This is a genomic window from Marinomonas maritima (genome assembly GCF_024435075.2).
In the GTDB taxonomy this organism is placed as follows: Bacteria; Pseudomonadota; Gammaproteobacteria; order Pseudomonadales; family Marinomonadaceae; genus Marinomonas; species Marinomonas maritima.
Genome location: NZ_JAMZEG020000002.1, coordinates 897028 through 909283 on the forward strand (window position 1 = coordinate 897028; position 12256 = coordinate 909283).

General features: G+C 42.7%; 16 protein-coding genes. 2 read left to right on the plus strand and 14 right to left on the minus strand.

Features of this window, described 5'->3' with window-relative positions; genetic code table 11:
* Nucleotides 1-35: 35 nt before the first annotated feature.
* A complete protein-coding gene (locus tag M3I01_RS10265) occupies nt 36-443 on the plus strand; it encodes a PA2817 family protein (protein ID WP_255895785.1) in 408 nt (135 codons plus the stop codon).
* Between the two features lie 41 nt (nt 444-484).
* On the opposite strand, the gene fabF is transcribed toward M3I01_RS10265, so the two are convergent.
* From fabF to M3I01_RS10300, 7 genes are all read right to left on the minus strand, one after another.
* Nucleotides 485-1726, minus strand: coding sequence for a beta-ketoacyl-ACP synthase II (gene fabF, locus M3I01_RS10270; RefSeq protein ID WP_255895786.1), 1242 nt, complete (start codon nt 1724-1726; stop codon nt 485-487).
* A gap of 106 nt (nt 1727-1832) precedes the next feature.
* Complete coding sequence (acpP, locus tag M3I01_RS10275; protein ID WP_112138817.1) at nt 1833-2066, minus strand: acyl carrier protein; 234 nt, start codon at nt 2064-2066, stop codon at nt 1833-1835.
* Nucleotides 2067-2199: 133 nt separating this feature from the next.
* A complete protein-coding gene (fabG, locus tag M3I01_RS10280; protein WP_255895787.1) occupies nt 2200-2934 on the minus strand; it encodes a 3-oxoacyl-ACP reductase FabG in 735 nt (244 codons plus the stop codon).
* 40 nt (nt 2935-2974) lie between these two features.
* Entirely contained in the window at nt 2975-3898 is a 924-nt protein-coding gene (fabD, locus tag M3I01_RS10285; RefSeq protein ID WP_255895788.1) for an ACP S-malonyltransferase, read from the minus strand.
* A gap of 12 nt (nt 3899-3910) precedes the next feature.
* Complete coding sequence (locus M3I01_RS10290; RefSeq protein WP_255895789.1) at nt 3911-4855, minus strand: fatty acid synthesis protein; 945 nt, start codon at nt 4853-4855, stop codon at nt 3911-3913.
* An 11-nt stretch (nt 4856-4866) separates the two neighbouring features.
* A complete protein-coding gene (gene rpmF, locus M3I01_RS10295; RefSeq protein ID WP_024025546.1) occupies nt 4867-5046 on the minus strand; it encodes a 50S ribosomal protein L32 in 180 nt (59 codons plus the stop codon).
* Nucleotides 5047-5064: 18 nt separating this feature from the next.
* The gene (locus M3I01_RS10300; protein ID WP_255895790.1) at nt 5065-5607 is read right to left on the minus strand and encodes a YceD family protein; all 543 of its coding nucleotides are present in this window, start codon (nt 5605-5607) and stop codon (nt 5065-5067) included.
* A 116-nt stretch (nt 5608-5723) separates the two neighbouring features.
* On the opposite strand from M3I01_RS10300, the gene M3I01_RS10305 reads away from it, so the two are divergent.
* Nucleotides 5724-6326, plus strand: coding sequence for a Maf family protein (locus tag M3I01_RS10305; protein ID WP_255895791.1), 603 nt, complete (start codon nt 5724-5726; stop codon nt 6324-6326).
* Here M3I01_RS10305 and M3I01_RS10310 read toward each other — a convergent pair.
* From M3I01_RS10310 to M3I01_RS10340, 7 genes are read right to left on the minus strand one after another with little or no spacing between them, the layout of a single operon-like run.
* Nucleotides 6323-7258: a patatin-like phospholipase family protein gene (locus M3I01_RS10310; protein WP_255895792.1), complete on the minus strand. Its 936-nt coding sequence runs from the start codon at nt 7256-7258 to the stop codon at nt 6323-6325. The genes M3I01_RS10305 and M3I01_RS10310 overlap by 4 nt on opposite strands.
* A 9-nt stretch (nt 7259-7267) precedes the next feature.
* Nucleotides 7268-8062, minus strand: a complete 795-nt coding sequence (locus M3I01_RS10315; RefSeq protein WP_255895793.1) for a DUF4892 domain-containing protein — start codon at nt 8060-8062, stop codon at nt 7268-7270.
* A 42-nt stretch (nt 8063-8104) separates the two neighbouring features.
* Entirely contained in the window at nt 8105-8968 is an 864-nt protein-coding gene (locus tag M3I01_RS10320; RefSeq protein ID WP_255895794.1) for an alpha/beta fold hydrolase, read from the minus strand.
* A 42-nt stretch (nt 8969-9010) separates the two neighbouring features.
* Nucleotides 9011-9490, minus strand: coding sequence for a phosphohistidine phosphatase SixA (sixA, locus tag M3I01_RS10325; protein WP_255895795.1), 480 nt, complete (start codon nt 9488-9490; stop codon nt 9011-9013).
* Entirely contained in the window at nt 9477-9761 is a 285-nt protein-coding gene (locus M3I01_RS10330; protein ID WP_255895796.1) for a DUF4389 domain-containing protein, read from the minus strand. Before M3I01_RS10330 ends, sixA begins: the two co-directional genes overlap by 14 nt.
* Nucleotides 9754-10782 carry an NAD(P)H-dependent glycerol-3-phosphate dehydrogenase gene (locus tag M3I01_RS10335; protein WP_255895797.1) on the minus strand — a complete coding sequence of 343 codons (1029 nt, stop codon included), beginning with the start codon at nt 10780-10782 and terminating at the stop codon, nt 9754-9756. Before M3I01_RS10335 ends, M3I01_RS10330 begins: the two co-directional genes overlap by 8 nt.
* A gap of 37 nt (nt 10783-10819) precedes the next feature.
* Nucleotides 10820-12241, minus strand: coding sequence for a protein adenylyltransferase SelO (locus tag M3I01_RS10340; protein WP_255895798.1), 1422 nt, complete (start codon nt 12239-12241; stop codon nt 10820-10822).
* Nucleotides 12242-12256 lie beyond the last annotated feature (15 nt).

Here is a 12256-nt window from a genome sequence, read left to right on the forward strand (position 1 = left end):
CGACTATATAGTTACTTATTTGAATAGGGTTTTACGTGGAATCACGCACACAACACATACTTGACGCTTTCGATGATTTGCGTCATCGCATTGCAGAGCACGCTCCTTTTGATCAGCCAGATTTGGCAGAAGAAGAAATAGACTTCTTAGAAAGGTGGGATGACCTGAAAAATAAAATTCAGGAAAATACCCATGATTATACGTTTGATGCCCAAGAAATATTATCACGCTTCATACGATGCTACGCAAACCTAGTCCCGCTAGTAAAGAGAGAGCTACTATGGTTTGTTGGTGGCGAGTGCCTACACTTTCTAGGCGATGAGGAAATATCTCTTTATCAGCAATTGGAAGACCATTTGTACGAGCTAGACAGTCAAAACAAAAGTTATGATATTTCCAAAGAAATTAACGCATTACGCGACACTCCAACTCAAATGCATTAAAGAGAATAAAATGGGCGAAATCAAACTCGCCCATTTACCTTCTAAGGCATTTTCTTAAAAACTAACGTTCCATTCGTACCACCAAAGCCAAATGAATTGTTCAAGACAACCTCTATTTTACGCTTTTGTGGTGTAATCGGAACATAATTTAAATCACAGCCATCACTGGGTTCTGCTAAGTTAATCGTTGGTGGTGCGACTTGATCTCGAATAGCTAAAATAGAAAAAATCGATTCTACCGCACCAGATGCACCCAATAGATGCCCTATCATAGATTTAGTAGAGCTTATTGCAACATCTGAGGCAAAATCCCCCATGAGGGCTTTCACCGCTTGAGTTTCTGCTAAATCACCTGCAGGTGTTGATGTACCATGAGCATTAATATAATCAACATCTTGGGGATTAAGGTTCGCATCTTTTAATGCAGCACTCATTGCTGACGCTGCACCCTCTCCACTCTCTGGCGGAGCGGTAATATGATGTGCATCATCGCTCATCCCAAAGCCAACCAGCTCTGCGTATATTTTTGCGCCACGAGCGACTGCATGCTCAAATTCTTCTAGAACCAAGATACCAGCACCATCCCCCATAACAAAGCCATCACGATCTTTATCCCATGGACGACTTGCTGTTTTATGATCATCATTACGGGTAGACAATGCTCTAGCGGCTCCAAAGCCACCAATACCTAACGGTGTAATCGCCATCTCTGCACCGCCAGCAATCATCACATCTGCATCGCCATAAGCAATCATACGACCTGCCATGCCAATATTATGAGTACCTGTTGTACAAGCAGTAACAATTGAAATGTTAGGGCCTTTAAAACCAAAACGTATAGCAACATGACCAGAAATCATATTAATAATCGCGCCTGGAACAAAAAATGGAGAAATACGTTTTGGACCAGATTCATTCAATAGTTCTAGGTTTTTTTCGATCATCGGCAAACCGCCAATACCAGAACCTATTGCACAGCCAACACGACTTAAATCTGCACTATCAGCATTTAAATCAGCATCTTCCAATGCCTGTACAGCGGAAGCGATGCCATATTGAATGAAAAGATCCATTTTGCGAGCTTCTTTTACGCTCATATATTGAGTCGCATCAAAGTTATTTACTTGAGCCGCAAAACGAGTGGAAAATTGGCTAGCGTCAAAAGAAGTGATCTCCGATACACCGCTCTTGCCTTCCAATATATTATCCCACGTATCTTTCACGTTATTGCCAAGGGGTGTCACCATTCCCATTCCTGTGACTACAACCCGACGACGAGACATAAGATTCCTCCAACAATTCGCCCCAAAACGCTTCTAGGACTATTAATAAGAAAAGCCGCTGTAACGAATACAAGCGGCTTTTCGGGAAACTCAGTTCACTAATATATTACAAGTTAGCGTTTATATAATCGTTCGCTGCTTGCACGGTAGTGATTTTCTCAGCTTCTTCATCAGGAATTTCAGTATCAAATTCCTCTTCAAGAGCCATTACCAACTCAACTGTGTCTAGGGAATCTGCACCTAGGTCATCAACGAAAGAGGCTGAATTAACAACATCTTCTTCTTTAACACCTAGTTGTTCACAAACGATTTTTTTAACGCGTTCTTCAATGCTACTCATTAGAAGTTCCTACTCTACTCATTAACAGCTCAGTGTGAGCATATTATAAAAATTCGATCACCAAAAAAAGTGTGATTCTCGACATGAACCGGAAATGTATTTTCGTTGAATTAAACATAAAATTCAACTCAAATTACGACATATACATACCACCATTGACATGTAATGTTTCACCGGTGATGTAAGCAGCGCCTTGCGACGCCAAAAATGCGACTGCCGCCGCAATTTCTTCTGGTTGACCAAGGCGAGACGCTGGCACTTTTTCGACCAATTTGGTCTTCTGCTCTTCAGGTAACACCTTCGTCATATCTGTTTCAATGAACCCAGGAGCAACACAGTTTACTGTGATACCACGAGACCCAATCTCTGCCGCCAAAGAACGGCTGAAGCCTTCTAAACCAGCTTTAGCTGCAGAATAATTTGTTTGTCCGCCGTTGCCCATAGAGCCAACAACCGAACTGATGCTAATAACTCGACCGAATTTTGCTTTAGTCATTCCGCGTAAGCAAGCTTTTGTCACACGAAAAACAGAAGTTAAGTTGGTATTAATAACTTGATCCCACTCATCTTCTTTCATGCGCATCATTAAATTATCGCGGGTAATGCCGGCATTGTTAACCAAAACCGTTGGTGCACCGCACTCTGCGGTAATAGCTTTAATCACCACATCAACGGACTCACTAGAGGACACATCCAAAACCCAGCCCCTACCATTGCTCCCTAAGTAATCACTAATGCTTTGCGCGCCAGACTCACTTGTCGCCGTGCCAATGACAGTTGCACCTTGCTCAACAAGCGCAAGCGCAATCGCTTTACCTATGCCACGAGTAGCGCCAGTCACTAACGCTATTTTTCCTTCAAGACTCATACTTGTCTCCAACGATTTATTACAAATATATAAAACAGAATTAGGCAGACAGCGCCGCTTCAAATGCTAACAAATCACCCAGAGATGACGTATTCAACCCTTTAATAATTCGCTTATTTAATCCACTCAATACTTTACCAGGACCGCACTCTACTGTTGCAGTAATGCCTAGTTCAGAAAGCAAGGCAATAGATTGAGTCCACAGCACAGGCTCACTTAACTGAGACACCAAATTCACTTTAATAACAGCAGGGTCAGAAACAGCTTGAGCAGTTACATTTTGAATTAAGGTACAAGTTGGCACGCTAAACGCTATAGATTCTAATTTCTCAGCCAGTTTTATACCGGCTGGAATCATCAGTTCACAGTGCGAGGGCACACTAACAGGTAGAGGCAATGCTCGTTTAGCCCCAGCTTCCTTCGCATTTACCATCGCTTCTTCAACTGCTGCAACATGACCAGCAATAACAACCTGCCCCGGAGAATTAAAGTTCACTGCGCTAACAATACCAGAAACAGAATCGCATGCAGCAATCACTTTATTATCATCAAGACCTATAATCGCTGCCATTGCGCCTTCGCCAGCGGGCACGGCTTGAAGCATGTATTCACCTCGTAACTTAACCAGCGCTATAGCATCGGTAAAAGCAATAACACCAGCACAAACTAGCGCTGAGTATTCGCCTAAACTATGGCCAGCAACATAAGCTGGTTTAAGACCGCCCTGTTGTTCCCATAGGCGCCACAGCGCGACGCTTGCGGCCAAGAGAGCTGGTTGAGTTTTGTCTGTCTGGCCAAGCTGCTCAGCGTCATTCTGTACTAGACTCCATAAGTCATAACCCAGAATCGCCGACGCTTCCGAAAAAGTTCGTTCTATTATGTCATGCTTTTCTGCTAAATCAGCCAGCATGCCCAATTGCTGAGAGCCCTGACCGGGAAAAACAAAAGCTAATGTATTGCTCATTTAATCTCCTAACTATAAAGCACTATTGCAAAGTCGCGTTTCAATAGCAGAATACAAATCTGCTCGCGCAATATCAATCCCATACTCAATCGCACCGATCATAGCGGCTAAATCAGAACAACCATGACCTTTTACCAAATTGCCACGCACACCGACTAAACAAGCGCCATGCCTGCGTTCAGTTTGGTAAAAAGTCTCAAATAAGGACAATGTCCCGTCTAAACCTTTAAGCTTACCCATTAAAAAAGACAGTAGCCCTTCTGATGCTTTTAACACCGCGTTACCTACCATTCCGTCACATACAATGACGTTTTTTTCACCTTCAAAAAGCTCTGTGCCTTCAGCATAACCAAGATAAGGAGGCCACGCTCTGTCAGATAAAAGGCGATCTGTTTCTCGAATAACCACACTGCCCTTGGAGCTTTCAACACCTACGTTCAATAAGCCTACTTTTGGCACTTCATCACTCAAAGCTTCAACATACGCCGCACCTAATTCAGCAAAACCGACCAACATCGAAGGCGGACAATGAACATTTGCACCTAAATCAACCAAACATCGCAATGGGTTAGAGTAAAGCTCTCTAATCAATGCTGGGTAAAGTTTAGGTCTTAACACACCCAATATATGTCGTGCCAATGCAACCATAGCACCTGTATTCCCTAAGGTTACAACAACATCTGACGATTTCTGAGCCAATGCATTCAGCGACTGATAAAGCGTACTATTACGACGACGAAATAAAGACAAAACGATCTCTTCGTCTCCATCTATCACATCAGAGCAAACAATCAGAGATAAGCGTTCATGAGGCGCAGGAAGGTCCAAATTGGAGTGAGGGGAATAATAAATAGTGATGACGACATCTTGATGGCGAGAGAGAATATTCACTGCGCCGTCAAATGCAATGCGGGGACCTAAGTCCCCGCCCATAGCGTCTAAAGCTACCCTAATCATGGGTATCTTAGTTACTCACCTTTAGGGGTGATAACTTGACGGCCACGATAAAAACCATCTGCAGAAATGTGGTGACGACGGTGAAGTTCACCAGTAGTCTTTTCTACAGAAAGAGTTGCGCTTGTCAAAGCATCGTGTGAACGACGCTGACCGCGGCGTGAACGAGTAACTTTACTTTTTTGTACTGCCATTTTTTGGAGCTCCTAACTTTACTTGGCCTTTAATTGGGCCAATATACTAAATGGATTCGGTTTTTCGCCATCCGGTGCGTCATCGGTAGACGAGGCATACTTTACAGCTGTTGGGTTGCAACCACTTTCTTCGTGATAAGCGACAATTGGTAAGGCAAGTATAATTTCTTGCTCTACCATATCTGCTAGAATTACGTCACCGTCGGTCATGACAACAGGATCGTAATCCTTCGGTAAATTTTTCGCATGATCTTCGTCATAAACAAAGCCTAAGGATAAATCTAACGCCAGATCATGAGTAACTGCTTCCATACAGCGTTGACAAACAACTTGTACTTGAGCGGTTAATGATCCAGTAGCAATGTAGCGCCTATCCTCATCAACTCTAAAGTCTAGATGAATAAAAGCATTACCCTCATTAGAAGCTAAGATAGTACAAAGCTCCTTAAATTCATTAAGGGGCACGTACCCTTCAAACGCCAACTCATAGTTAGCGTATTTACGAGGGTCAAAATGTTTAGGTAATGTATCATTCAACATGGCGGGGAATAGTATTGCCAAGGGCCCTTTTTGTCAAAGTCTAAGTGCCGTTAAAATACATTTTTTCATTTTTTTAAGCCATTCCAAGTAAAAAAACGTAAAATCAGCTCTTATTCCAGTAAAGCGGTCAAAATAGAATGCAAAAAAAACTTATTTTAGGTTCCTCTTCTCCCTATCGAAAAGGGCTGCTAGAACGCCTAAATATCCCATTTGAATGCCACTCCCCGAATATTGATGAAAGCCCTTTGGATAAGGAGCTAGCGGCTTCCTTGGTACAGCGCCTAACCATTGCGAAAGCGTTTGCCGTCCACAATGAACGCCAGCAAAAAAACATACCATCGGACTGTCTCATTATTTCATCTGATCAAGTCGCCGTATTGAATGAGGACATATTGGGTAAACCGCTTTCAGTAGACAATGCAATCAAACAACTTTCAGACTTTAGTGGCAAGAAGGTGAGTTTTTTAACAGGACTCTGCGTTTTAAATGAGAAAAGTCAAACCTATCAATACACATTGAACGAATATCATGTGTATTTTAGACACTTAACTTTAGAAGAAATTAGTCGCTATGTGGCGATAGAGCAGCCTCTAGATTGTGCGGGCAGTTTTAAATGTGAAGGGCTAGGGGTTTGTCTTTTCAATAAAATGGAAGGAGATGACCCGAGCAGCTTGATTGGGCTACCTCTCATTTCCCTTTGCCACCTTCTTAAAAAAGAAGGTGTGAACCCAATTGGCTAATAGCCCTTTGGGAAGGAATAGTAACTTGAAGAAGGCGACTCAAGACCATCGATCGCCTTTAGAGTCACCTCATAACCAAATTTAATCAATTCTTTGGCTCGCCAAAACTCATAAAAACCCGATATATCCTTTGGGATTGAAATCAGCAAATCTGGCGGGTAGCCAGCCAATTTATATTGAGTTAGCGACTCTTGCATCGTTTCAAACATCATATTGACAGTCTGTAAGCGACCCCAACTTTCCGGTGAATATTTAGGCCTTTCTTTGTCATCAGGATCATCCTGCCCTTTACTGAAAAAACCTTTTGCGCTATGCCACCAAGCAGGACCCTCTTCATCGACTTCCAGAGCCTCAGAAGCCTCTTTTAACAACCCCTCAGCAGGACCATTAAGATCAACCGCAATAATATAGTCAGCCCCAGCTGATACTGATGGAATGATAGGCAAAGGATTCAAGACCCCACCATCAACATATATACGGCCGTTAAGTGAAACAGGAGATAAAATAGAAGGAATCGCTGACGACGCTCGCATAGCACTGATTAAATCACCACGCTGAAACCAAAATTCCTTTTGGTTCAATAATTCGACGGCAACAGAGGTGTAAGTAATAGGCAAAGATTCAATAGAAGGTTCACCTATTATCTTTTGAACCTTCTCAAAAAAACGATCTCCTTTAATATACCCTCCATTTAACAAAGACATATCAAGTAACCTAATAACATCAACTCGATCCAATGACTCTGCCCACTCACGGTATTCCGCTAGTTTTCCCGCAGCGAAAACACCACCAACGATAGCACCAATAGAGCAACCTGAAATACTGATAATGTCGTAACCACGCTCTTCAATTGCCTGTATCACGCCAATATGTGCGTTACCACGCGCAGCACCGCTCCCTAAGACAAGAGCCACTGTTTTTTTCGTATTCACTAATCCCGCCTATGGACGCACATAAACAAAAGAAATTCGATTAACCCCAAGCGACTCACGCCCAAGATCAGCCAAATTAATAAAGCGCACTTTGGTTTCCAGCTGACCACCCAAACCAGCCCTTGCAATCTGAATTAGCTGATCGCCAGCCTCAATCGCACTTATAGTGCCTTTTTTCTCGCTAGTAACGAAACCAACGACACTTTGCCCTGCCGGTAAATCGCTGACAAAACGACGAATTCTTGGAATGTCCTGCACATCCATTTGCGCAACGATATTGAATTCAGTATCTTGTGCATTGGTGGATTTAACTTCATCCAAGCGAACCATCACATCGCCAGCCCCCCGACGATTAACATACAGAACTTGATAGACATCTTGCTTATTTTTAACCACAAGCAAAAATTGATTCTGATCCGCACCATTTAGAAGATAGTCACCGAAAAAATTATTAGCCCAAGCATTACTACTACCACAACTTCTACTCTCACACTCAAACAAAACGCTTCGACCATCAGACAGCATCTGCGCGCGATAATGCGTGTAAACATCAGGTAAAAGGGCATTCCGATTGATTTTATAGAGCGACGTAAAATAATCACCGTTCAACCTAACCACTGATTCAGGCTCCCAACCACTACCAGAACGACTAATCTTACTTAAAGGAATTTCAATCAACTGACCAGACTGAGAATTACTCTTAACTAACTGCGCATCACGATAAGGCTCAATCCCTAAGATTCCAGCAAAAGAAAAACCACTAAAAAAAACTAACAGGCATAACATGTCACGAAATTTAACCATACAACCTTCCTATCACCCCAACTAGGGATGGATTAATCCGCATTAATTTTGATCAATAAACCGCTGAATTTCCGTCGCAACGACAAAACAACTTTCAGGCTCAAGATGAAAGTGATGATTACCTTCAAGCCACTTTAATTTCACCCACGGAAATTGAGCTGCACGTTTTTCAACTAGCTGATGGTCATCTTTGTAAATACCATCCTTAGCCACCAAAACTAAGGTCGGACATTTAATTTGTTGTATAAAAGCACCAACACCCTCTTCATCCATACGATATGGTGATGGGAAAGTTAATTTTCCATCATGGCACCATCGCCAAATACCACTAGAATCTTCCTTCGCACCTCGGTCAACAAGAAGCTCCGACGCTGACTTTGACAGCGCTGTAAAGCCAGCCATTCTAGCAAGCACCATGGCCTCTTTTGATGGATAGTTAGTGCTTCTATCCAAGCAATATTTAGACATTTTATTAATAGCCCGCTGAAGGGTAACCACACGCTCTGCTGGTTTAGCACTCAAAGGCCCCATATTGTCCAACACGATCAAACCTCGAACCTTGTCAGGCGCAATAGCAGCCACCAACATAGCGACAGCGCCACCCATACTATGACCAATCAACCAAACACTTTGCTTTGACTGATTTAAAATTGATACCACATCTAAAACATAATCCCATAAATGATAAAAGCTACCAGCCGAACGATGCTGAGATGCTCCATGACCAGCTAGATCAAGAGCAACATGTGAGAAATTAGATAAATGAGGCGATAAATTAGTGAAGCTGGCAGCGTTATCAAGCCAACCATGCAAAGAAAGTACTTTCAATGCCGATGTTTTTTTAGGCAACCATTGCAACCCAGCTATTTCGGTATGCGCAAGTTTGTAAACAATGTCATTTCCCATATAGATACGTCTTAACCAATATAATAAATTTTACCTAACGGCTTATGATGGCGAAATACACCAACGAAACTGACAACAAGCACCAGCAAAAAAATCACCCTCTACCGAGGCCAATGTCGCTGTTGTCATAGCAAAATTCATAGGCAAAGGCTCATCAACCAAAAAATCAACAAACTGATGAGCAAAAGGCTGATGAGTAACAAGCAAAATAGACTCGTATGGCTGTTCATCCAGCCAAGCCGAAACTTCCATTTCTTTTCCATAAGGCGTAATCAATGGACAGCTTTGAATATCAACTGATAACTCAAGATCGGCTAAAAAGATTTTAGCTGTTTGCTGAGCTCGTACATAAGGACTTACAAACACAGCATCAAAAACCTCCGTTTTAGAAGCAAACGCTCGAGCGGTGGTTTTCACCTCTGCCACCCCCAACGTCGTTAACTCACGAAGCTCATCTTGATTAGAGCCATAGGGCTCAGCATTACCATGACGTAATACAAAAAGGCGCTTAAGCTTCTTCATCCGAGCTCACCTGAGGCCACGGTTGAAAAGGAAAGGGCTTTTCTTCTGTTTCAAAAGATAAAAACGAAAAAATTTGCTTAATAAAAGAAGTTACACTTCTCAGCCAAGAAGACAGCATAACGGGCTCGTGCTTTGATCCCAATTTAACAAGGCTTACCAACACAAGCAAAATACCAAACACAGTCACGGCAATATTCAACACCACCCAATACAACAACATAAAAATCACACGAAACCAAAAACCTTGATCAGCATAACCTGGTTTAGACATTGCTATTCTCCTCATTCGTCGCAAATTCGACATCCCATTTTTGCTCACCTGTCATCATTGAACCGATCAACGACTCCAGTTTTGCATTGTCAAACAATAACTTGGACAAGCCTTTAGCCAACGGCATATATAAGCCGTGTTTCTGAGCTTCATCCACTACCATTTTCAATGTATTAACGCCTTCGGCGACTTCGCCAATACCACCCACAGCTTCGTTCAAGTCCTGGCCAGAACCAATAGCAAAACCAACTCGATAATTACGGCTCAAAGGAGACGTACACGTTGCAATCAAATCCCCCATCCCCGCCAACCCAAGAAATGTCATCGGATTTGCCCCAAAGTGAACGGCAAAACGACTCATCTCGGCCAAGCTGCGCGTCATAATCATGGACATGGTGTTCTCACCAACATTAAGCGCTTTCGCAAGACCGCACACAATAGCGTAAATATTCTTTAAAGCCCCTGCTAACTCAACCCCCTTACTGTCCTGACTTTCATAAACACGAAAGGTTGGCGATTTCAGCAACTCTATTACCCGTTGGCGAACTTGATCATCCGAGCTTGCAACGACCGATCCAGTCATTTGCCCAGCCGCAATTTCTTTGGCTAAATTGGGGCCACTCAACACACCAATTCTTTGTGTGATAGGGTTTCGACGCAAAACGTCACTCATAAGTTCAAATCGATTTGGATTAAAACCCTTTGTCGTACTGATTAATATTTTATCGGCCGTTAACAAAGGCTCAATACGCTGTACAACTTGTTCAAAGGACTTCGAAGGAATAGAGACAAAAACGGTATCGCTGTCACGTATCGCTTGCTCTAGATTACTGGTCGCCAATAACTCACGATGTAAAGGAGCATTTGGCAAGTAACGACTGTTCAGCCCTGTCAAATTGATCTCTTCAACCTGCTCCTCGTTACGCATCCACTGGCTAACCTGATGCCCATTTTTGGCCATGATATTCGCCAATGCTGTACCAAAACTACCACCACCTAGTACACATACAGAATGCTTCATATTGACTACTTCTCTTTGTAAATGCCGCCTAAAAACATTAAGACGAACAACTAACTTCTAACGATCTACCCCATTCAGGGGCTCTTTGAGCAAGAAACTCTGATTCTGGGTGCTCATCAAAAGGCTGATTAAGTACATTTAACAGCCGTCGAAACGGTAAATAATCGCCTCGTTTAGCAGCTAGAATTGCATCATGGGCTAAATAGTTTCTTAGAATAAACTTGGGGTTTACTTGTAACATAGAAGCACCTACCAGAGACCATTCTAGCCCTTCATTCAATCGTGCTGTTTTATAACGTTCAAGCCACTTAGACAAACGGTCACGGTCGACCACTTCATCAAGCAGCAGAGTAAAGTCGGTATCATTAATATGACTTAATAAGCGGAAAAATACAGTGTAATCCATTTTTTCTGCAGCTAGAATCGTGAATAACAATGGCAATAAATCATGCACATGCTGGGCATCACTCAACCCCATCTTTTTCATCATCAGGTGATCATAATGAGACTGCAGCTCTGGCTCATAACATTGTAAAATGGCAATCAATTGATTTTTTTCTAAATGCTTTGAAAAACACCGCATTAAACAATTGAGATTCCACAATCCCACTCCAGGCTGCCGTGAGAAAGCGTATCGCCCTTCGTGATCAGAATGATTGCATACCCAATCTGGCTCATAGTCTTCCATAAAGCCATACGGACCATAATCTATCGTTTCACCGGTAAATGAAAAGTTATCTGTGTTCATAACACCATGCTGAAAACCAATAGACTGCCATTTCGCGATCATACGAGCAGTACGCTTCACTACTTCTATCAACATATTTTCTAGTGGCGAGTCTGTTGTTAAACATTGTGGGTAATAGTGCTGTAGACAATAATTGATGAGTTGATCTAGCTCTGCTTGTTTGCCCTGATAAAAAAAGTATTCAAAATGGCCAAAACGAATATGGCCCTGCGCCACACGAAGCAACATAGCGCCCGCCTCAGGCGTTTCTCGATAAACAGCCTGTTTGCTATCATAAAGCGCTAGAGCACGTGAGGATGGCACCGACAGAGCCGCCATCGACTCACTGGCTAAATATTCGCGAATGCAAGATCGCAGTACAGCACGCCCATCACCACGGCGAGAGTAAGGCGTTGGGCCAGCGCCTTTCATATGTAAATCATACAAAAAGCCATCCTGCCCTTTCACCTCACCTAAGAGCACACCGCGACCATCACCAAGCTGAGGAGAAAAACCACCAAATTGGTGACCAGCGTAGACCATACTCACGCTAGTCGGTGATTTTTCTTCACCGCTTAATATGAGCTTGGTTGCAGGGGATTTAATATCAATAGATAGAAAGGTAGCGAGAGATTGGTTAAATTCAACCAATCTCTGCTCAAGAAGTGGCTGGATAAGCGTTTTTGAGGAAAACGCCTCACCCAGACTTGCAAAATGGTGTTCTAAATTCATCTTGTCTCACTAAAA